Origin of the sequence: Streptomyces sp. NPDC001828 (assembly GCF_042892175.1) — a bacterium.
Classification (GTDB): domain Bacteria; phylum Actinomycetota; class Actinomycetes; order Streptomycetales; family Streptomycetaceae; genus Streptomyces.
This window is the reverse complement of the sequence record NZ_JBIATV010000022.1, coordinates 68,136-88,424: the sequence shown is the minus strand read 5'-3', so window position 1 is coordinate 88,424 and position 20,289 is coordinate 68,136. Positions and strand designations below refer to the sequence as shown.

General features: G+C 73.0%; 16 protein-coding genes. 9 read left to right on the top strand and 7 right to left on the bottom strand.

Annotation, left to right across the window (positions count from 1 at the left end; all coding sequences use genetic code 11):
* Positions 1-149: 149 nt before the first annotated feature.
* Positions 150-542 (bottom strand): VOC family protein, encoded by a 393-nt coding sequence (locus ACFYZA_RS38750; RefSeq protein WP_388494933.1) that lies wholly within the window; start codon positions 540-542, stop codon positions 150-152.
* Positions 543-605: 63 nt separating this feature from the next.
* Here ACFYZA_RS38750 and ACFYZA_RS38745 point away from each other — a divergent pair, with 63 nt between their 5' ends.
* The 3 genes from ACFYZA_RS38745 to ACFYZA_RS38735 all read left to right on the top strand — a co-directional run bounded on the left by ACFYZA_RS38745 (position 606) and on the right by ACFYZA_RS38735 (position 3,448).
* Positions 606-1,238, top strand: coding sequence for a nucleoside/nucleotide kinase family protein (locus ACFYZA_RS38745; protein WP_388494932.1), 633 nt, complete (start codon positions 606-608; stop codon positions 1,236-1,238).
* Positions 1,239-1,279: 41 nt separating this feature from the next.
* A complete protein-coding gene (locus ACFYZA_RS38740) occupies positions 1,280-2,233 on the top strand; it encodes a hypothetical protein (RefSeq protein ID WP_382590698.1) in 954 nt (317 codons plus the stop codon).
* A gap of 84 nt (positions 2,234-2,317) precedes the next feature.
* Positions 2,318-3,448 (top strand): aminopeptidase P family protein, encoded by a 1,131-nt coding sequence (locus tag ACFYZA_RS38735; protein ID WP_388494931.1) that lies wholly within the window; start codon positions 2,318-2,320, stop codon positions 3,446-3,448.
* 73 nt (positions 3,449-3,521) lie between these two features.
* Here the strand turns inward: ACFYZA_RS38735 and treZ are convergent, their stop codons facing one another.
* Complete coding sequence (treZ, locus tag ACFYZA_RS38730; protein ID WP_382590692.1) at positions 3,522-5,261, bottom strand: malto-oligosyltrehalose trehalohydrolase; 1,740 nt, start codon at positions 5,259-5,261, stop codon at positions 3,522-3,524.
* A gap of 73 nt (positions 5,262-5,334) precedes the next feature.
* The gene (locus ACFYZA_RS38725; RefSeq protein WP_388494930.1) at positions 5,335-6,327 is read right to left on the bottom strand and encodes a GNAT family N-acetyltransferase; all 993 of its coding nucleotides are present in this window, start codon (positions 6,325-6,327) and stop codon (positions 5,335-5,337) included.
* A 148-nt stretch (positions 6,328-6,475) separates the two neighbouring features.
* On the opposite strand from ACFYZA_RS38725, the gene ACFYZA_RS38720 reads away from it, so the two are divergent.
* A complete protein-coding gene (locus ACFYZA_RS38720) occupies positions 6,476-7,033 on the top strand; it encodes a DUF1707 and FHA domain-containing protein (RefSeq protein WP_382590685.1) in 558 nt (185 codons plus the stop codon).
* A gap of 159 nt (positions 7,034-7,192) precedes the next feature.
* On the opposite strand, the gene lpdA is transcribed toward ACFYZA_RS38720, so the two are convergent.
* A complete protein-coding gene (gene lpdA / locus ACFYZA_RS38715) occupies positions 7,193-8,650 on the bottom strand; it encodes a dihydrolipoyl dehydrogenase (RefSeq protein WP_388494929.1) in 1,458 nt (485 codons plus the stop codon).
* 161 nt (positions 8,651-8,811) lie between these two features.
* Between lpdA and ACFYZA_RS38710 the strand changes: the two genes are divergently transcribed.
* Both ACFYZA_RS38710 and ACFYZA_RS38705 read left to right on the top strand, forming a co-directional pair.
* Positions 8,812-9,759, top strand: coding sequence for a LysR substrate-binding domain-containing protein (locus ACFYZA_RS38710; RefSeq protein WP_388494928.1), 948 nt, complete (start codon positions 8,812-8,814; stop codon positions 9,757-9,759).
* A gap of 80 nt (positions 9,760-9,839) precedes the next feature.
* Entirely contained in the window at positions 9,840-10,880 is a 1,041-nt protein-coding gene (locus tag ACFYZA_RS38705; protein WP_388494927.1) for a cytochrome P450, read from the top strand.
* Here ACFYZA_RS38705 and treY read toward each other — a convergent pair.
* Positions 10,840-13,209: a malto-oligosyltrehalose synthase gene (gene treY, locus ACFYZA_RS38700; RefSeq protein WP_388494926.1), complete on the bottom strand. Its 2,370-nt coding sequence runs from the start codon at positions 13,207-13,209 to the stop codon at positions 10,840-10,842. The two genes, ACFYZA_RS38705 and treY, sit on opposite strands and share 41 nt — an antisense overlap.
* A gap of 81 nt (positions 13,210-13,290) precedes the next feature.
* On the opposite strand from treY, the gene ACFYZA_RS38695 reads away from it, so the two are divergent.
* Entirely contained in the window at positions 13,291-14,556 is a 1,266-nt protein-coding gene (locus ACFYZA_RS38695) for an MFS transporter (protein WP_388494925.1), read from the top strand.
* 129 nt (positions 14,557-14,685) lie between these two features.
* On the opposite strand, the gene glgX is transcribed toward ACFYZA_RS38695, so the two are convergent.
* Positions 14,686-16,806 carry a glycogen debranching protein GlgX gene (gene glgX / locus ACFYZA_RS38690; protein WP_388494924.1) on the bottom strand — a complete coding sequence of 707 codons (2,121 nt, stop codon included), beginning with the start codon at positions 16,804-16,806 and terminating at the stop codon, positions 14,686-14,688.
* Between the two features lie 325 nt (positions 16,807-17,131).
* On the opposite strand from glgX, the gene ACFYZA_RS38685 reads away from it, so the two are divergent.
* Together ACFYZA_RS38685 and ACFYZA_RS38680 are read left to right on the top strand one after the other, a co-directional pair.
* Positions 17,132-18,367, top strand: coding sequence for an SAV2148 family HEPN domain-containing protein (locus ACFYZA_RS38685; RefSeq protein WP_382590663.1), 1,236 nt, complete (start codon positions 17,132-17,134; stop codon positions 18,365-18,367).
* A 109-nt stretch (positions 18,368-18,476) separates the two neighbouring features.
* Positions 18,477-19,199, top strand: coding sequence for a 3'-5' exonuclease (locus ACFYZA_RS38680; protein WP_382590660.1), 723 nt, complete (start codon positions 18,477-18,479; stop codon positions 19,197-19,199).
* A gap of 76 nt (positions 19,200-19,275) precedes the next feature.
* On the opposite strand, the gene ACFYZA_RS38675 is transcribed toward ACFYZA_RS38680, so the two are convergent.
* Positions 19,276-20,211, bottom strand: coding sequence for a phosphotransferase enzyme family protein (locus tag ACFYZA_RS38675; protein WP_388494923.1), 936 nt, complete (start codon positions 20,209-20,211; stop codon positions 19,276-19,278).
* Between the last annotated feature and the right edge of the window lie 78 nt (positions 20,212-20,289).

Genomic DNA, 20,289 nt, shown 5'->3' with positions numbered 1-20,289 from the left:
ACCCTGTGGGAGAGTAGGACGCCGCCGAACAATTTTTAGGGGAAAGCCCCGCACCAGACCGTAAGGAATTACGGTCACGGTGCGGGGCTTTTTCGCGTTTCAATGGCGCTCCCGGGCCGACGGCTCCCGCCTCCCGGGAATCCCGATGCCTACGCCGGCTCCAGCAGGTCCCAGCGATTGCCGTAGAGGTCCTCGAACACGGCCACCGATCCGTACGGCTCGTGCCGTGGCTCCTCCAGGAAACGGACGCCGGCTGCCAGCATCCGCGCATGGTCGCCCGCGAAGTTCTCGGTGTGCAGGAAGAACCTGACCCGGCCGCCGGTCTGCGCGCCCACGCTCGCCAGCTGGGCCTCGTCCTTCGCACGGGCCAGGAGCAGCGAGACCGCCCCGCTCGTCGTGCCCGGCGGGCGGACCACCACCCAGCGCGAACCGTCCCCGCGGGCCGTGTCCTCGGCCAGTTCGAAGCCGAGCGCCCGGGTGTAGAAGTCGATGGCCTCGTCGTAGTCGCGCACGACGAGCGTGATCAGTGCGATGTGCGGCATGGGACAAGGTTAAGGGTTATACGTACTACGGATTGCCGAGGCCGACGGTGGAAGAATGCCGGTATGGATCTCGACCTTGACCGGCTCGTCGGGCGAGCCCGACGCCTCGTCGTGCCCGGCCGCCGCCGCATCCTCGGCATCGCCGGGCCGCCCGGCGCCGGGAAGTCCACGCTGGCCGGGGAGTTGGTGGCACGCCTTGGCGGGGAGGCCGTCCTCGTACCGATGGACGGGTTCCACCTCGCCAACAGCGAGCTGCGCCGGCTGGGGCGTACCGGACGCAAGGGTGCGCCCGACACCTTCGACGCCGCCGGGTACGCGGCGCTCCTCGCCCGGCTGCGTTCGCCCGAGCCCGGCACGGTCGTCTACGCCCCGGACTTCGACCGCTCCCTGGAGGAGGCGCTGGCCGGGAGCATCGCCGTGGATGCCGAGGTGCCGCTCGTCGTGACCGAGGGCAATTACCTGCTGCACGACGACGGGGCGTGGTCACAGGTCAGGGATCTCGTCGACGAGATCTGGTACCTCCAGCTCGCCGACGGGGAGCGGGTGCGCAGACTCGTCGAGCGGCATGTGCGGCACGGGAAGCCCCGGCCGTACGCGGAGCGCTGGGTCGGGGAGTCCGACGAGGTCAACGCGGCTCTCGTGGCCACCGGACGCGCGCGGGCGGACCTTGTCATCACCGGCGCGCTCACTGGGTAGGCTCGCAGCTCTGGCGACCGTGCGAGGGGAAGGCAGCAGACGTGGGGATATTCCGACGAGGCCCCAAGCGGGACGCGAGCGACGTCCCGAGGGACCCCGAGTTCGGGTTCTTCTCGAACGACGAGGGCGCCCGCTTTCGTGCTGTGGTCAGGGAGGCCTTCGCCGAGCTGGGCCTTGAGGTCACCGTCTACGCGGACTCGGTGAAGGACAGCGGCGGCCGTCGGTTCGGGCTCGGCAACCTCGCGGCCGTCTGCCACAACGAGCCGCGCGGCCCGCGCGTGTGGCCGGAGCTGATCCGCCGACACGTCGGGATGGTGCTGCGCACCATGGACGCGCCGTCCGCTCTCGACACCATGCCGCCCGAGCAGATCCGTGCCCAGCTCTACCCTCGGGTGATCAGTGGCGACGGGCTCGATCCGCAGAGCTTCGGCTACGCGCGCAGTGTCGCGCCCGGCCTCTACGAGATCCTCGCGCTCGACCTGCCCGAGAGCGTCATGATGCTCACCGATGAGGCGCTCGAACCCCTCGGCAAGGTCCCCGACCTGCGCGAACAGGCTCTGCGCAATCTGCGGGAACTGCCCGTCGAGGGACATGAGACGGTCAAGGGCGACGACGGGACGCGCTTCGAGATCGTCGTCGGCGACTCCTTCTACACCGCGAGCCGGGTGCTCGCCCTGGAGGCCGTTGTGCGCCAGGTGACCGGCCGCGAGCTGCCGCCGGAGGGCGCCCTGGTGGCGATGCCCTTCCGCCATCAGCTCGCCTTCCACGTCATCCGGGACTCCGGCATGGTCCTCGCGCTCAACGCCATGGCGTCGTTCGCCGCCTCCGGCTACGAGGACACGCCCGGGTCGATCAGTCCGTACGTCTACTGGTGGCGCGGCGGCACCCTGACCCAGCTCAGCGACCGGGACGGCGAGGGTCTGCGGATCGTTGTGGGCGAGGACTTCGGCGAGCTGCTTGAGAAGCTCGTCGACGACGAGACGGAAGGAATGTGAGGGTCTGATCCGGGAAGGGGCGGCCCGGAGACCGAGGCGCCCCATCCACTCGCATGTCAGCGGGCGTACGGGCAGGATGAGGCCATGCCCACGACGCCCGCCCCCGCACCCTTCACCGCCGACGACTACCGGGCCCGGATGGCCCGCGCCGCCGAGTCCGCCGCCGACGCCGGCCTTGCCGGCGTCCTCGTGGCGCCGGGACCCGACCTCGTGTACCTCACCGGCTACCAGCCGACCGCGATCACCGAGCGGCTCACCGTCCTGGTGCTCGCGGCCGGTCAGGAGCCGGTCCTGGTCGTGCCGACCCTGGAGGCGCCCGACGCCGAGCACGCCCCCGGCTCCGCCGCTCTGACCCTGCGGGACTGGACCGACGGCAAGGACCCGTACACCGTGACGGCCCCGCTCCTCGATGTGGGCGGGCGCTTCGGGGTGAGCGACAACGCCTGGGCCATGCATCTGCTCGGGCTGCAGAAGGAGCTGCCCGGCACCTCCTACGTGTCGCTGACCGAGGCGCTGCCCATGCTGCGGGCCGTCAAGGACGCGCACGAGCTGGGCCGCCTGGACGCGGCGGGCGCGGCGGCCGACGAGGCGTACGGCGAGATCGTGAAGGTGCGTTTCGCGGGGCGCAAGGAGACGGAGGTCGCTGCGGATCTGGCCGGGCTGCTCCTCAAGTACGGGCATTCGCAAGTGGACTTCACCGTCGTCGGCTCGGGGCCCAACGGCGCGAACCCGCACCACGAGGCCGGGGACCGCACGATCGAGCGTGGCGACATGGTGGTCCTCGACTTCGGGGGACTCAAGCACGGCTACGGATCCGACACCACCCGTACCGTCCACGTCGGTGAGCCGAGCGCCGAGGAGCAGCGCGTCCACGACGTGGTCCGCGAGGCGCAGCAGGCGGGCTTCGACGCGGTGCGGCCGGGCGTCGCCTGCCAGGACATCGACCGGGCGGCGCGCGCGGTGATCGCGGACGCCGGGTACGGCGAGTACTTCATCCACCGCACCGGCCACGGCATTGGTGTGACCACCCACGAGCCGCCGTACATGATCGAGGGGGAGGAGCGCCCGCTGGTTCCCGGGATGTGCTTCTCGATCGAGCCGGGCATCTATCTGCCCGGCCGGTTCGGCGTCCGCATCGAGGACATCGTCACCGTGACGGATGACGGCGGCCGGCGTTTGAACAACACCGACCGCGCCATGGCGATCGTCGAGTAACCGGCGCCAGCAGTAAGGGAGTTGAGGGTGGCGGCGGGGGAGTGTCGCCGCTGACCTCAGCGCCCCCGCCGCGTCAGCGTCCGAGGATCGCGCACGACTCCGGCGGCATCAGGACGAGTCCGTCGGCGCCCGGCGCCTCGACCGCGTCCCACGACGCGAGGACGCGGCCGCCGCCCCCGAGTTTGATCCGGACCGGCTCCTTGCCGAGGTTGACCACGACCCGCAGGTCGCCGCGCCGGTAGGTCAGCCAGCGCGCCTCCTCGTCGTGGGCGACCTTGACGGCCGCGAGGTCGGGGTCCGTCAGGTCCGGCCGGTCGCGGCGCAGCGCGATGAGCTCGCGGTACCAGGCGAGCAGCCGGGCGTGCGGCTCGGCCGCGGGCTCCGCCCAGTCCAGGCAGGACCGCCGCCGGGTGGCCGGGTCCTGCGGGTCGGGAATGTCCTCGGCGGACCAGCCGTGGGAGGTGAACTCCCGCCGCCTGCCCTCCCGTACGGCCTGCGCGAGGTCGGGGTCGGTGTGGTCGGTGAAGAACTGCCAGGGGGTGCGGGCGCCCCACTCCTCGCCCATGAACAGCATCGGCGGGAACGGGCTCGTCAGCGTCAGGGCCGCCGCGCAGGCGAGCAGACCGGGCGACAGGGTGGCCGAGAGGCGGTCGCCCTGGGCGCGGTTGCCGATCTGGTCGTGGGTCTGGGAGTAGCCGAAGAAGCGGTGGGCGGGGGTGCGGGAACGGTCCACGGGACGGCCGTGGGTGCGGCCGCGGAAGCTCGAGTACGTACCGTCATGGAAGAACACCCGGCTCAGGGTCTTGGCGAGCGCGGAGAGCGGGGCGCGGGCGAAGTCGGCGTAGTAGCCCTGGGATTCGCCCGTGAGGGCGGTGTGCAGGGCATGGTGGAAGTCGTCGTTCCACTGGGCGTGCAGGCCGAGGCCGCCCTCCGCGCGCGGTGCGGTGGTGCGCGGATCGCAGCTGTCGGACTCGGCGACGAGGAAGAGCGGCCGGCCCAGCTCCGCGGCGAGCACGTCCACGGCCGTCGAGAGCTCTTCGAGGAAGGGGTACGCGCGGGTGTCGGCCAGCGCGTGCACCGCGTCCAGGCGCAGCCCGTCCAGGCGGTAGTCGCGCAGCCAGGCCAGCGCGCTCTCCAGGAGGAAGGCGCGGACCTCGTCGGAGCCGGGCGCGTCCAGATTGACGGCCGCGCCCCAGGGCGTGTGGTGGGTGTCCGTGAAGTACGGGCCGAAGGCGGGCAGGTAGTTGCCGGACGGGCCCAGGTGGTTGTGCACGACGTCCAGGACGACGCCGAGGCCGTGGGCGTGCGCCGCGTCGACGAACCGCTTCAGCGCGTCGGGCCCGCCGTAGGGCTCGTGCACCGCCCAGAGCGAGACGCCCTCGTACCCCCAGCCGTGCCGCCCCGGGAACGGGCACACCGGCATCAGCTCGATGTGCGTGATCCCCAACTCGGCCAGGTGGGGCAGCTGTTGGACGGCCGCGTCCAGGGTGCCGTCGGGGGTGAAGGTGCCGATGTGCAGCTCGTACAGGACGGCCCGTTGCAGGGGGCGGCCCGCCCACGGCTGCTGCCAGCCGAACGTCTCGTGGACCACGACGGCGCTCAGGCCGTCCGGCCCGTCGGGCTGGCGGCGCGAGCGCGGATCGGGCAGGACGGGCCCGTCGTCCAGGACGTATCCGTAGCGGTCGCCGGGGTGGCCCTCGGCCTCCGTCAGCCACCAGCCCGCGCGCACGGGGTGGCGGCGCATGGGATAGGTCGCGCCCTCCAGGAGAAGGGCGGTCCGGTCGGCATGCGGTGCCCACACTTCGAACAGCACTGGCGTGTCCCCCTGTCGTGGCCGGTTGTGACCATGGTGCGACAGACGAGGGGGACACGCCCGCAATTCGCGACTACTTCCAGACCATGTTGATCGCGCGCTCGAAGACGACGTAGCCCGCACGGGCGAAGGCGTTGGCCATCGGCACGTTGGGCAGGTCGGTGGCGGCGCGGATCCGCGGCACGTCCTGCTCGGCCAGGACGCGCGTCCCCTCGGCGAGGATGTCGTCGATGTAGCCGCGGCCGCGGTGGGCGGGCAGCACCCCGAGGTAGGCGATGACCGGGTTGTAGCTGTTGCGGGCCGGGATCACGAAGCCGACGGGCTCGCCGCCCTCTGCGAGCTCGGCGATCCGCCACCATTCGCGCGGCGTCGTGAACGTCTCGAACTCCTCCTCGTACATGAGCTCCGCGGACTGGCGCGGGGTCATGGTGAGGAGCTCCTCGCGGGTGTGCTCGTCGAGCGAGCCCTCCACGACGAGCGCCATCAGGGAGATGAGCTCCTCGCGGTCGGTGGCGGGGCGGAACCTCAGCCGGGTGGAGGGCTCGGCGAGCGGCGTTCCCGGCCGCCACTCCAGGCGCAGCCGCTCGACCAGCGGGGTCGCGCCGGAGGCGGCCATGATGTTCAGCCTGGTCTCGACGACCTCGCGCGCCGCGGGGTCCTCTCGCCAGTCACCGGGCAGGAACCGGCCGTACTCGGGGCGTTCCGTGCCCTCGGGCACCACCGCCGCGGTCGCGGTCTCCAGGAGGCGAAGGCCGATCTCGTGGCGCTCGGCCGCGGGCAGTGAGTCGTCGACGTCGAAGAAGTCGAGGGCCTGAGGGGCCTCGCCCTTCGTGCGGGTCCACCAGGAGACGCGCGCCAGTACGCGGTCGCCGCGCAGGGCCACCCACATCCACTGCGGTGTGCGGCGCCCGGTCGTCAGGTCGTCCTCGACCTCGTGGTCGAGCACATAGGAAAGCTGCTGGAAGAGCCCGAGTTCCTCGGGCCCGGCGAGCGGACGGAAGACGGTGTCCGACGCGGTGTTCGACAAGAGAGGGTCCCCCCATGGTGCGGTAAGTCGGGGGACCATAACAGTGCAGGTGGGCGGCTGTACAAGGGGATTTCGCGATCGGTACTCCCACGTCGCGGAACGGCGGTGGGGCCCGGGGGACGGGGGCGGCCGCGGAGGCGAGCCCGCTGCTGGACACTTCCGGGCCCGGGGAAGGACAATCGCCGGTGTGACGCCCTCCTTCGAATCCCACACCTCTTCGGCGCCCGCGCGGCTCTCCGACGCGGAGCGCGACCGGGTGCTGGACGTACTGCGGGAGGGCGCCGCCGAGGGCAAGCTGTCGCACGACACGTTCCTGCGGCGCATGGAGCTGGCCCTGGCCGCCCGACGGGCCGACGAACTGGTCGTCCTGACCGCCGACTTGGAGCGGGGCGGCAACCGCTGGACGAAGGCCGTGTTCGGCGCGGTCGGCCGGGTGTCGGAGTTCTCCGTGTCGCTGCGCAGGGCCTGGCAGAGCGAACGGCTGCCCAAGCTCCTCTTCCCCGCGCCGGGCCCCTACCCGCTGCGGATCGGCCGCGACCCGGCCAACGGGCTGCGCCTGAGCCACGAAACGGTGTCGCGGGTGCATGCCGAACTCCTCTTCCAGGCCGGGACGTGGCAGCTGCGCGACCTCGGCTCCACCAACGGGACCTGTGTCAACGGGCGCCGGGTGACGGGGGTGGTCGCCGTGGCCGACGGCGACCAGGTCAGCTTCGGCCGGATGTCCTTCCGGCTCGCCAACCACTGACGGACGGCCGCTTGGTGACGGGTGGCCACTCGGCTCGCGATCCGGTGACGGTTCACCGGCCGGTTCGCCGGCCCGTCAAGGTCGGCTACCCGGTTCGCCCCTCGCCGGCGGCGGGCGCCCGGGTATCCAATTGCCCTTCGCTCAGCTGGAGTTGAGGCCTCACTGCTGGTGCAGGCCCCGCCCCGCCAGGGTGAGGAAGGTTTCGCCGACGGCCTCCGACAGGGTGGGGTGGGCGTGGATGTGGTGGGCGACGTCGGACGGCTCGGCGTCCCAGCCGACGATGAGCTGGCTCTCGGCGATCATCTCGGAGACGTTCGGGCCAACGAGATGCACGCCGAGCACCTGTCCGCCCCGCTCGGCGACCACCTTCACCACGCCGCCCTGGCCGTGCACCATGCCCTTGGCGACGGCCGTCAGCGGCATGCTGTTGACGACCACGTCATGTCCGCCGTTACGGGCCTCGGCCTCGGTCAGGCCCACCGACGCGGTCTGGGGCGAGGAGTACGTGACCCGGGGCACCGCCCGGTAGTCGACGGGCGCCGAGGCCACCCCGGCCAGCGTCTCGGCGACCAACAGGCCCTCCGCGAACGAGGCGTGGGCCAGACCGAGCGAGGGCGGCGGCAGCAGATCGCCCACCACGTGGATGCCGGGGACCGCCGTCTCCAGGCGGGACCAGTCGGCCGGGGCGACGGACCCCCGCTCGTCGACCGCGAGCCCGATCGCGGCCAGCCCGAGCCCGTCGGTGACCGGGGCACGGCCCACCGCGACCAGGAGCCGCTCGGCCTCGACCGTGCGGACCTCGCCGCGCGCGGTACGTACCGACGCGCGTACCCCGTCCGGCAGCACGGCCGCCTCCAGGAAGCGGGCTCCGGTCTGGACGTCGATGCCGCGCTTCTTGAGGCCGCGCGTCAAGTGGCGGCTGACATCGGCGTCTTCGAGCGGCACCAGGCGGTCGGCGGCCTCGACCAGGGTGACCTCGGCGCCCATCGACCGGTGGAACGAGGCGTACTCGACGCCGATCGCGCCGCCGCCGAGCACCAGCACGGAGCGCGGAAGCCCGGGGGCGAACAGCGCGTCGTCGCTGGTGACCACGCGCCGGCCGTCCGCTTCGAGGCCCGGCAGCATCCGGGGCCGCGAGCCGGTGGCGAGCACAATGCCGCGCCGGGCGACGAAGTTCCCGTGGCCCTCGACGGATACGCTGCGGGGGCCGGTCAACTGGGCGCTGCCGCGCACCACTTGGACGTCGGCATGCGACAGATGGCTCTCCACGCCCTTGTGGTTGCGCGAGACGATGTCGTCACGGGTCGCCACCAGGGCCTGCCAGTCGATCGAGTCCACGCTCGCCTTCACCCCCCACCGCTCCCGCGCCTCGGCGATGCCGTCCACCAGCTCGGCGGCGTGCAGCATCGCCTTGCTGGGGATGCAGCCCCGGTGCAGGCAGGTGCCGCCGACCTTGTCGCGCTCGGCGAGCACCACCGTCAGGCCCAGGGCGGCGGCGCGCAGGGCGGTGGAATAGCCGCCGGTGCCACCGCCGATCACGATCACATCGGCCTCGATGGGTGCGGCCGGGTCGCCGGTTACGGGTGCGGTCGGGGCGTCGGTCCTCGTCTCAGTCATGGGACAAGCCTCTGCCCGGCCCCTGTCATGCGTCCAAGGCAATGTTCTTGTGGGGCCGATGCACAATGTTTATGGCGGGTGCGGAACTTGTGGCACGCACGAACGCATGAGACCGGTGGCACGCGCGAACGCATGAGACCGGTGGAGCAAGGAGGCACGGTGTGAGCCTGCGACAGATGGAGTACTTCGTCACGGTCGTCGAGGAGGCCTCCTTCACCCGGGCCGCCGAGCTCCTGCACGTCACCCAGCCCGCGCTCTCCCACCAGATCAAGGCGCTGGAGAAGTCCGTCGGGGGCGAACTGCTCGAACGGCTGCCGCGCGGAGTGCGGCTCACCGCCATGGGCCGCGCCTTTCTGCCACACGCCCGGCTCTCCGTGCGCAGCGCCCTCCAGGCCGAGCGCGCGGCCCGCGCGGCCGCCGGTGCCGAGGGCGGCGAACTGCACATCGCCGCCGTGCACGCGGTCGCCGTCGGCGTCCTGCCCGAGGTGTTCGCGCGCTGGCGGCGCGGCCACCCCGGAGTGAAGCTGCTCCTGCACGAGCACGCCAGCCCCGAGGCGCTCCAGGAGGCGCTGGAACGCGGTGCCGCGGACCTCGCCGTCGGGCCGCCGCCGAAGGGCTGGAGCGGGCCCGTCGTGCCCGTCGGCGAGGAGGAGATCGCGCTCGTCGTCGCCTTCGACGACCCGCTGGCCCACCGCACCTCGGTACGCCTCGAAGAGTTCGCGGACCACGCCTGGGTGCGGTGCGCCATGGAGCCCGTCATCGACGGGCGGCCCTTCCTCGACCTGGTCTGCGAACGCGCCGGCTTCACCCCGCGCACCGTGGTGCGCACCGAGCACACCTCGACGGCCGTACGGATGGCCGCGGCCGGCGTCGGGGTGGTCGCCGTCCCCACGCACGCCGTGCGCGGCGGGATCGGCGAGGACTGCGTGCTGCTCTGCGTCGACCCCTCCTGGAAGCGCGCCCTGACCGTGTTCTCGCGCGTCGAGCTGGCCGGCGCCGCGGCCGCGTTCACCGAACTGCTGCGCAGGTCGGCCCCGTACGGCAGGGGCGGGTCCTCACCCGTACGGCCGAACGCCGATCGCGACGGACCGGTCGAAGTGGTCCGCTGAGAGCAGTCACCGGGCCCGGCGGCGGCCGACACCACCGCGGGCCGCGACCGCGCCCCAGGGCGCCGACCGGGAGGCGCGCCATGACGACCGTCGAGCCGCCCGAGGCGGCCATGGCCCCCGCGCTCGCGGCCCCGCCGCACACGCTCTCGCTGCTCGGCCCCGCCGCCCGCCGCGACCCCTACGCCTTCTACGGGGTTCTGCGGCGGGAACACCCCCTGCTGTGGGACGCCCGCCTCGAGGCGTGGCTGCTCAGCCGGTACGCGGACGTCGCCCCCGCGCTCGGCGGGGGCGGGCTGTCCGGGCCACGGCGCGGGCCCTGCTGCGGGCCGGGGACGGTGCGCTGCGCGCAGGAGTACGCCGTGCCCGAGAGCGCGTTCGCGCTGCTGCGCGAGGTGTGTGCCCGCACCGCCTATGTGCTGGCCCGCCGGCTCGCCGGACGCGAGGAGGCCGACCTGGTCGAGGAGTTCTGCCGGTGGCTGCCGACCGGCACCATCGCCGCCGCGACCGGCCTCTCCTACGCGGCCGTCATGGGCCGCGCCGGACCGGCCCCCTCGCGCAACCGCGCCGAGGCGCCCGCGGCCACCGACGTGGGCCGTGGCCGGGGCGGCACCGGTGTCGCCCTGCTCGCGGCGCGCTGCGCGGACCAGGCGGTGCTCACCGGCCGGGCGCTCGCCTCCCTGATGGCCAACCTCCTTGCCAACCCCGAGCAGTTGGAGCTGGTGCGGGCGGTGCCGGCGCTGATCGGCCAGGCCTGGGAGGAGGCGCTGCGGCGCAATCCGCCCGTCCACGTGGTGCTGCGCCGGGCCACCCGCGACCTCGCGATATCCGCAGGCGCCATCCCGGCCGGGGCCGCCGTCGCCCTGCTGGTCGGCGCGGCGAACCGTGACCCCGACCGGTTCGCGGAGCCCGAGCGCTTCGATCTGCACCGCACCGCCCCCGGCGCGCTCGGCCTCGGGCCCGCCGACTGCCCGGCCGCCCGCGTCGCCGAACTCCAGGCGGAGTGCGCGGTGGACGCGCTGCTCACCGCGATGCCGGGGCTGCGCGCGGCCGACGCCTTCGACCCGGCCGAGAGCGGCCTGCTCACCCGGGCCCCTCGCCGCCTCCTCGTACGACCCTCCTGAGCAGGGCCACCGGACGCTCGGCGAACAGCTCGCCGAGATCGACGGACCCGCTGAACTGCCTCTCCCCGCCGATGACTTCGGCCCAGAGTCCCTCGGGCAGAACCAGCTCGGTCCCGGCCCAGCCGCCCGCCTCGGCGAGGCGCAGCGAGAGCCGGGTCACCGCCGTCACCACCTCTCCCGAGCGGCTGAACGCCACGCAGTGCTCGGCGCGGGGTCCCCGTGCGGTCAGCGCCTCGTGGGTGGCGGACTCGCCGAAGGCGGCCGGGAGTTCGCGGCGCAGCCGCAAGGCCGCGAGGGTCACCTTCAGCTTGTCGCCGGGGTCGTCCAGGGCCGCCGTGTCGAACCTGACCGGGCGGCGGTTGTCCGGGTCCACCAGGGCCGCGTACTCGGCCTCCGTGCCCTGGTAGAGGTCCGGCACGCCCGGCATCGTCAGATGCAGCAGCGCGGCCCCGAGGCTGTTGGCCCGCGCGGCGGCCTCGGTCTCCCGCGCGAACTCCCTTACGTACTGGGCGAGTTGTCCGCCGGGTCCGGCCGCGACGAAGTCCCGCACCGCCTTCTCGTAGCCCGGGTCCTGTTCCGTCCAGCAGGTGCGCAGGCCCGCCTCGCGCACCGCCTTGAGCAGCGCACCCTCAAGGCGCTCCGACTCCGGCAGGCCGGCCAGCCCGACCGAGGTCTGCCAGGCGACCCAGGCCAGCTGCGGATCGGGCGCCGGAGCCCCGGGCCCTTCGCTGAGCCGGTCGAGCAGCTCAGCCCAGCGCCGCGGGCACTCGGAAAGGACGGCGATCCGGGCCCGTACCTCCGCACTGCGCTTGGTGTCGTGCGTGGACAGGACCGTTCCCGTGCCCGGCCAGTCCCGGGCGAGATGGGCGCAGAACGCGTGGAACTCGCTGGGGTCCACCGAGGGGCGCGCGGGGTCGCCGCCCACCTCGTTCACCGAGAGCAGCGGCGTATAGCGGTAGAAGGCCGCGTCCTCGACGGACTTGGCGTGCAGCGCCGAGGACGTCTGGGCGAAGCGGGTGCGGAACCGGGCCCGCTCGGCGTCCTCGCCGAGCCTGCCGAGCGCCAGGTCCCGCACCACGTCCACCGCGGCCGACTCCTCCGCGACCGGGAAGGCCGCCTTCGCCTCCAGGGCCGCCGACGCCGGAAGCACCAGCTCGGCCCCGAACCGGTAGGGCCGGTAGACCGGGACGCGGACCAGGAGCTCGCGCAGGGCGAGCCGCAGGGCCCAGGGGGCGTGATCGCGCAGCTCGGGGCCGCCCGACGCGCAGATCCGCCCGGCCAGGCGCACCAGGTACTCGATCTCGGCCACCAGATCATGGGTCAGCACCCGGTAGGCGGCGCGGCGCACCGTCGGCTCCCAGTGGCCGCCCCGGTCGGCGTCCGCACCGGTGAACTCCCGGTAGTGGTCGCGTAGTTGAGACATGCCCTGCGGGTCGGTGAACAGGCCGTCGATGTGGCGCAGCGCGTCGTACCCGGTCGTCCCGGCGACCGCCCAGCCGGACTGCAGCCGCTCGTCGCCGGTGAGGATCTTCTCGACGACCGTCCAGCGGCCGCCCGTCGCCTCGTTCAGACGGCGCAGATACGCCTCCGGGTCCGCGAGGCCGTCCGGATGGTCCACCCGCAGCCCGTCCACCACGCCGTCGGAGACCAGCTCCAGGATCTTGGCGTGGGTGGCGGTGAAGACGTCCTCGTCCTCCACGCGGAGGCCGATCAGCTCCGAGATGGTGAAGAAGCGCCGGTAGTTGAGCTCGGTCCTGGCAAGGCGCCACCAGCCGAGCCGGTAGAACTGCGCGTCGAGCAGATCGGCCAGGGGCAGGCCCGCCGTGCCCTCCCGCAGGGGGAAGCGCATCTCACCGTGGCGCAGTACATCGCCCTCCACCGTCAGGCGGTCCAGCTCTGCGCCGAGGGGGCCCGCGAGCACCGGCAGCAGGACCCGCCCGTCGCCCCCCTCCCAGTCGATGTCGAACCACGACGCGTACGGCGACGCGGGGCCCGCGCGCAGGACGTCCCACAGCGGGCGGTTGTGGGTCGCGGCCGCCGACATGTGGTTCGGCACGATGTCGAGGATCAGGCCGAGCCCGAACTCCCGGGCCCGCGCGGCCAGTCTGCGCAGCCCGGACTCGCCGCCCAGCTCCTCGCGCACCTTGGCGTGGTCCGTGACGTCGTATCCGTGTGTCGAGCCGGGCACGGCCTCCAGGACCGGGGACAGATGAACGTGTGAGACTCCGAGACCGGCGAGGTAGGGCAGGGCCTTCTCGGCGGCGGCGAACGGGAACCCGGGCTGGAGCTGGAGCCGGTAGGTCGCGAGGGGCTGGGTCAGCGGGGTCATATGAACGTACGTACCCCGTTGGGCGGCTTCTGTGCCTTCGGCCCATGCGTATGCCCCGGTCGGCGGCGTTAGCTTCGCCTGATGGCCGGATCCCTGCAGACGTATCGCAACGTGCTCGCCCTGACGGGTCCGGTGCTTCCCGTGATCTCCTTCCTCGGGCGGCTGCCGACGGCCATGTGCCAGCTCGGCAGTGTCCTCCTGGTCGCCGAGACCAGTGGCAGCCTGGCGACGGCCGGGCTCGCGGGCGGCGCGCTCGCCGCCGGGCAGACCGTCGCGGGCCCGCTCCTGGGGCGCGCCGCCGACCGGTACGGCCAGCGCACCGTGGTGCTCGCGGCGGCGATCGCCAACGCCGCGGCCGTGACCGGCCTGGTCCTCGCGGCGCTCGCCCACCTGCCGACCGGCTGGCTCGCCCTGCTCGGCGCCCTCGCCGGGGCGAGCGTCCCCCAGGTGGGCCCGCTCGCCCGGAGCCGGACCGTCGCCCTGGCGCACCGGTCCGGCGCCGACGAGCGGACCGTGGCCGGCGCGCTCTCCTTCGAGGGGACCCTGGACGAGATCTCGTTCGTCCTCGGCCCGGCCTTCGTGGGCCTGGCGGCCGCCCTCGCCCAGCCGGCCGCGGCCCTGCTGACGGCGGCGGCCCTGCTCGCCGTCTGCGGCACGGCCTTCGCGCTGCATCCGACGGCACGTCAGGTGACGGCGGCCAGGCGCACCGGGGCGGCCCGCACCCGGCTGCCCGGCGCGGTCTACGCGCTGCGGGTCACGATGGCGCTCCAGGGCGCCATGTTCGGCGCGTCCCAGGCCGGCATCACCGCCCTGACCGGGCAGCTCGGCCGGGCCTCGCAGACCGGCCTGGTGTACGCGGCGATGGGCGTGATGAGCGCGGCCGCGGGACTCGCCATGGTCGCCGTGCCCGAGTGGCTCGCGCTGCGGACGCGCTGGCGGACCGCCACCGCCGCCCTCGTCGTGCTCTCCGTGCCGCTGCTCTTCGTGCACACACTGCTCGGCCTGTACGCCACGGTGACCGTCCTCGGGGTGGCGTACGCGCCCCATCTGATCACCGTGTTCGGGCTGACGGAGCGGCTGGTCCCGGCGGGGCGGCTCGCCGAGTCCATGGCGTTCCTGACGAGCGGGATCGTCGGCGGGCAGGCCCTCGCGCTCGCCCTCTCGGGGCGGCTCGCGCAGGACCACGGCGCGGTCGCCGCGTTCGCCGTGATGGTGGTGGCCGCGACGCTGTGCGCGGTGCTCGCCTGGTCCGTGCGCGGACTGGGCGAGGGGCGGGCGCACGCGGCCACCGGCGGCGCCGTCGCGCCCGGAGTCCCGGCGGCCCCGAGGGCTCCGGTCGACAGCTGAACCCGCGGCGGTCGCGTACACGGGCCCACTGTGCCGGAGCCCACTGACAGTCGAACTCCGGCGCGAGTCAAGGCGGTTGGAGGCGCCCTCGCCTCGTCCCCCGTCCCCGTCCCCGACCCCGCCGGCGTCCTAGGCGGGCCGCCGCAGCACGGTCATGCTCCGGCCGATGAGGCCGATGCGCTCGCCCCCCGTCACCTTCGGCCCCTCGGCCGGCGGCACGCCCTCGGGCCGCGCGGTGTCCACGACCACCTGCCACTGCCGGCCGTGGTTGACCGGGACCACGAAGTCGATGTCCTCCGCGCTGGCGTTGAACATCAGCAGGAACGAGTCGTCGCCGATCCGCTCGCCGCGCGGGCCGGGCTCGGAGATCGCGTTGCCGTTGAGGAACACCGACAGCGCCTTCGCGCTCGCCGACTGCCAGTCATCCTCGGCCATCTCCTCGCCCTCGGGGGTGAACCAGGCGATGTCCGACAGCTCGTCGTGGGTGCCCTGCACCGGGCGGCCGTGGAAGAAGCGCCTGCGGCGGAAGACCGGGTGGTCCCGGCGCAGCCACACCATGGCCCGGGTGAACGCCAGGAGCGTGCCGTCCGCGTCGTCGTCCGGGCCCGGCCAGTGCACCCAGGACAGCTCGCTGTCCTGGCAGTACGCGTTGTTGTTGCCGCCCTGGGTGCGGCCGAACTCGTCGCCGTGGCTGATCATCGGGACGCCCTGCGACAGCATCAGGGTGGCGACGAAGTTCCGCATCTGGCGCGCGCGCAGTTCCCCCACCCCGGCGTCGTCGGTGGGGCCCTCCGTGCCGCAGTTCCAGGACCGGTTGTGGCTCTCGCCGTCCCGGTTGCCCTCGCCGTTGGCGTCGTTGTGCTTGTCGTTGTAGGAGACCAGGTCGTTGAGCGTGAAGCCGTCGTGGCAGGTGTGGAAGTTGATGGAGGCGAGCGGCCGCCGCCCGTCGTCCTGATACAGGTCGGACGAGCCGGTCAGGCGCCCGGCGAACTCGGCGAGCGTGCGCGGCTCGCCGCGCCACAAGTCCCTGACGGTGTCCCGGTACTTGCCGTTCCACTCGGTCCACAGCGGCGGGAAGTTGCCCACCTGGTAGCCGCCCTCGCCCACGTCCCACGGCTCGGCGATCAGCTTGACCTGGCTGACCACCGGGTCCTGCTGGACCAGGTCGAAGAAGGACGACAGCCGGTCGACCTCGTGGAACTGGCGGGCCAGCGTCGCCGCGAGGTCGAAGCGGAAGCCGTCCACGTGCATCTCGGTCACCCAGTACCGCAGCGAGTCCATGATCAGCTGGAGGACGTGCGGGGACCGCATCAGGAGGCTGTTGCCGGTGCCGGTGGTGTCCTCGTAGTAGCGCGCGTCGTCGGCGAGCCTGTAGTACTGCGCGTTGTCCAGGCCCCGGAAGGAGAGCGTGGGGCCGAGGTGGTTGCCCTCCGCCGTGTGGTTGTAGACGACGTCCAGGATGACCTCGATGCCCGCCTCGTGCAGCGCCCGCACCGCCTGCTTGAACTCCAGGACCTGCTGGCCGCGGTCGCCCCAGGACGCGTACGCGTTGTGCGGGGCGAAGAAGCCGATGGTGTTGTAGCCCCAGTAGTTGGACATGCCGGCGTCGGCCAGCCGGTGGTCGTTGACGAACTGGTGCACCGGCATCAACTCGAGCGCGGTGACGCCCAGTTGGGTGAGGTGGTCGATGACCGCCGGATGCGCGAGCGCGGCATAGGTGCCGCGCTGCTCCGGCGGGAGCTCCGGGTGGAGCATGGTGAGGCCCTTGACATGGGCCTCGTAGAAGACGGTGTGGTGGTAGTCGGTGCGGGGCGGCCGGTCGTCGCCCCAGTCGAAGAAGGGGTTCACCACCACCGAAGCCATCGTGTGCGGCGCCGAGTCCAGGTCGTTGCGGCTGTCGGGCCGCCCGAAGTGGTAGCCGTACACCGCCTCGTTCCACTCGACTTGGCCGCTTATGGCACGCGCGTAGGGATCGAGCAGCAGCTTCGCCGAGTTGCAGCGATGTCCGTGCTGCGGCTCGTACGGTCCGTGCACCCGGAAGCCGTACCGCTGACCCGGCAGCACGCCGGGCAGATAGGCATGGCGTACGAACGCGTCGGACTCGCGCAGTTCGACGGCCGTCTCCGAGCCGTCGTCGTGGAGCAGACACAACTCGATCCGCCGGGCGGCCTCGGAGAAGACCGCGAAGTTGGTCCCGGCGCCGTCGTACGTGGCGCCGAGTGGGTAAGCCTGTCCCGGCCACACCTGCATGGGCAAGACTCTTCCACTTCCGCTCGGGTTACTGGGGGGCTGTTCGGCCAGATCCTCCCTGAAAAAACGACCGTCACCCGGGACGTCCGCGTGCGCCAATGGGTGACCCGGGTCCGGCCGACGCGGCGCAAGCGCTATGAATCCGCTCACCCCGTCAGATAGTGCCCATCAGAACAGGCCGTATCCTCGGGCCAGTTGGCAAACTCGACGCGTGATCGGGCTGCAGCGCCTCCTGCTCCCGGAGTACCCTTCCTTGATCGTTGAAGGGCGTGCGGGGGCGGGCCGGGCCCGCAGGGGTGTGCCGGGGGCGGAAGGCGGTGCGTGGGTGAGCTCGGGAGGCCTTGAGCTGCCCCCTGGTGACACGGGTCATGAGGGGGAGTCCGGCGACATCCCGCCCGGAGCGGTATCCCTGGCGCGTCCGATGGAGATCGGGGCGGAGCTGGACTGGGGCGCGGACGCCTGGAGCGAGGTGCGTACGCGCGCGCAGCGGGCCGGGCGCGCCTACATCTGGCTGAACCTGGTGGAGCAGCGGCTGCGCGCCGTGGTGGCCGCCGTGCTCCGGCCGATCTACGAACCGGTGCACGGCGACGACTGGGTGGTCGCCGCGGCCGGACCGGCCGGCCAGGAGTGGGTCCAGCGGGCCGTCGCGGTGCGCGAGGTCTCGCGCCGCAAGGGCTATCTCCTCGACCCGGCCGACGACAACGTGCTCAGCTTCCTCACGCTCCCGCAGCTGCGGGAGCTGATGGTGCAGCACTGGCCCTGCTTCGAGCCGTACGTGGACGACCGGCGCGATGTCGAACTCGCCCTGGACGAGCTGGAGGTGGCCCGCAACGTCGTCTCCCGCAACCGGGCCCTGAACGAGGCCGTGCTCGCCCAGGCCGAGCGGGCCTCGGCGCGGCTGCTCGACGTGCTGGGCGGCGGAAGCGGGGCCCCGGCCGCGCACCGGCTGCCCATCGACGCCGTCGAGGACCTGGTCGGCGACCGGTACGCCGATGTCGTCTCCGTCCACTCCGACCGGGTGCGCCTCCAGCGCCAGCTGCCCGCCGAGGACCTCTTCGGCGGCGCCCGGCGTCTGGACGCGATAGGCATCGGCCTCAATCTCCTGGTGCAGAACTACTCGGGCCGCCGTCTGGTGCGGCTCGCCGAGACCGGCTGCCGGATCCGGCTGCTCTTCCTCAACCCCGCGAGCAGCGCGGTCAAGCGTCGCGAGCGTGAACTCGGGCTGAAAAAGGGCGAGTTGAGCCGTTCGGTGGAGATGAACATCCTGCACATGCGCCGGGTGCGGACGGCGCTGCGCGACCCGGGGGCCTTCGAGATCCAGGTCTTCGACGAGACCCCGCGCTTCACCGCCTACCTGGTGGACGGCGACGGGGCGGACGGCCTCGCGGTCGTCCAGTCCTATCTGCGCCGCGCGCGGGGGATGGAGGCGCCGGTGCTCGTCCTGCGCGGCGGCGGCCGGCGGGGCGTGGTGCGGCCGGGCCAGGACGTGGAGCACGGCCTCTTCGAGACCTATCGCGAGGAATTCGAATCGGTCTGGGTGGATTCGCGTCCTGTGTCCTGATTCATGGTGAGACCTCCGGAGTGGATTCCGGCCGCCCGGCCGATTGTCAGTGCCGCGTGCGAGGGTGGTCGTCAACTGGGGGAAAGCACCACGAAGGAGGGGCAGCAGCATGAGCTGGCACCTGGAACCGCTGGTCGGGTTCGACCTGGAGACGACCGGCACCGAGCCGCGCGAGGCACGCATCGTGACGGCCGCGATCGTCGAAGTGCGGGGCGCCGACGTGGTCGGGCAGCGCGGCTGGCTGGCGGATCCGGGGATACGGATCCCGGCCCAGGCGTCGGCGGTCCACGGGATCAGCAGCGAGCACGCCGCGGCACAGGGCCGCCCCGCCGCCGAGGTCGCCGACGAGGTCGCCGAGACCTTGGCCGCCCACTGGCGCCGGGGCGTGCCCGTGGTCGCCTACAACGCGGCCTTCGATCTGACGCTGCTCGCCGCCGAGCTGCGCCGCCACCAACTGCCCTCGCTCAGCGACCGGTTGGGCGGCGCGCCCATAGGCCCGGTCGTCGATCCGTACACGATCGACCGCTCGGTGGACCGGTACCGCAAGGGCAAGCGCACGCTGGAAGCGGTGTGCGTCGAGTACGGCGTGGTCCTGGAGTCGGCGCACGACGCGGGGGCCGACGCGCTCGCGGCGGCCCGGGTGGCCGTGGCGATAGCCGAGCGCCACCCCCAGGTGGCGCGGCTCGAACCGGCGGAGCTGCATGACCGGCAGATCCAGTGGTACGCCGACTGGGCGGCCGACTTCCAGCGGTTCCTGCGCGGGAAGGGCAGCACGGACGCGGTGATCGACGGCTCCTGGCCGCTGCGCGAACTGACTCCGGCCCACGGCTGACCTGCTGCTACGGCCCGCCCGCAGCTGAGGCCCGCCCGCGCGGCGACCGGCGCGCGGGGGCACCGGGCGGCGGCGCTCAGAAGGGGTACCAGCGCACCTCGGGGTCGTCGTCGCGCAGCGAGGCGACCCGGCGGCGGAACTCGTCGAGCGCCTTCGGGTTGGTCGGGGCGTGCTGGGCGACCCAGGCGCAGCTGGCCGTCTCGCGCGCCCCGCGCAGGACGGCGCACCCGTCCCACTCGCGTACGTCCCAGCCATAGGCGCCGACGAACGCGTCGTACTGCTCGGCGGGCAGCCCGTACCGGTCGCGGGAGAGCGCCATCACGACCAGGTCGTGCTCGCGGAAGTCGGCGGAGAAGGTCTCCAGATCGACCAGGACCGGCCCCTCGGGGCCGATGTACACATTGCGGGGGAGGGCGTCGCCGTGAATGGGACCGAGGGGCAGATGCGGGGTGAGCGAGGCGGCCGCCTCGGCGAAGCCGTCCCTGCGGGCGCGCAGATACGCGGCGTCCGCCGGGTCGATCGCGGCACCGGCCAGCTGTAGCCACCGCTCGACTCCGCCCAGGAGTTCGCGGGGCGGCAGCGGGAAGGCGGGGGCCGGCAGGGCGTGGACGCGCCGGAGCAGCGCGGCCAGATCGGCCGGGGTGGCGGGACGTTCGGCGGCGGGCAGCCGGTGCCACACGGTCACCGGGTGGCCCTCGACGAGGCGGGGCTTCGGCTCGGCGGCCCGGACCGCGGGCACGCCGGCCTCGGCGAGCCAGGTCGCGACGGCGACTTCGCGCTCGGCGCGCTCCAGGAGTTCCGGGTGGGCCGTGGCATCGCGGCCGACCTTGACGACCAGGCCGTGCGCCTCGCCGGAGCCGGAGCCGGAGCCGGAGTTGGCGTCGGCGCCCGGCAGGGCGAAGACCGCGTTCTCGCCCAGGGCCAGCAGTTCGGCGTCCGTGGTTCCGGCGAGGGCGCCGGGGTCGTCCAGCGCCGTCGCGGCCAGCAGTTCGCGTGCCCGTGCCTCGTCCATAGGTGTCTCCCGGTGATCGTCTGGTCCCGGCCAAGTCTCGCATTCACGCAGGTCGTCTTGACGAACGGACGGACCGTC

What these genes read in the sequence shown, in the direction of transcription:
- ACFYZA_RS38750 (WP_388494933.1), bottom strand. Translation starts at nt 542, where the DNA reads ATGCCGCACATCGCACTGATCACGCTCGTCGTGCGCGACTACGACGAG.
- ACFYZA_RS38705 (WP_388494927.1), top strand. Translation starts at nt 9,840, where the DNA reads ATGACGACCGTCGAGCCGCCCGAGGCGGCCATGGCCCCCGCGCTCGCG.
- lpdA (WP_388494929.1), bottom strand. Translation starts at nt 8,650, where the DNA reads ATGACTGAGACGAGGACCGACGCCCCGACCGCACCCGTAACCGGCGAC.
- treY (WP_388494926.1), bottom strand. Translation starts at nt 13,209, where the DNA reads ATGACCCCGCTGACCCAGCCCCTCGCGACCTACCGGCTCCAGCTCCAG.
- ACFYZA_RS38725 (WP_388494930.1), bottom strand. Translation starts at nt 6,327, where the DNA reads ATGGTCCCCCGACTTACCGCACCATGGGGGGACCCTCTCTTGTCGAAC.
- ACFYZA_RS38745 (WP_388494932.1), top strand. Translation starts at nt 606, where the DNA reads ATGGATCTCGACCTTGACCGGCTCGTCGGGCGAGCCCGACGCCTCGTC.
- glgX (WP_388494924.1), bottom strand. Translation starts at nt 16,806, where the DNA reads ATGCAGGTGTGGCCGGGACAGGCTTACCCACTCGGCGCCACGTACGAC.
- ACFYZA_RS38680 (WP_382590660.1), top strand. Translation starts at nt 18,477, where the DNA reads ATGAGCTGGCACCTGGAACCGCTGGTCGGGTTCGACCTGGAGACGACC.
- ACFYZA_RS38675 (WP_388494923.1), bottom strand. Translation starts at nt 20,211, where the DNA reads ATGGACGAGGCACGGGCACGCGAACTGCTGGCCGCGACGGCGCTGGAC.
- ACFYZA_RS38695 (WP_388494925.1), top strand. Translation starts at nt 13,291, where the DNA reads ATGGCCGGATCCCTGCAGACGTATCGCAACGTGCTCGCCCTGACGGGT.
- ACFYZA_RS38735 (WP_388494931.1), top strand. Translation starts at nt 2,318, where the DNA reads ATGCCCACGACGCCCGCCCCCGCACCCTTCACCGCCGACGACTACCGG.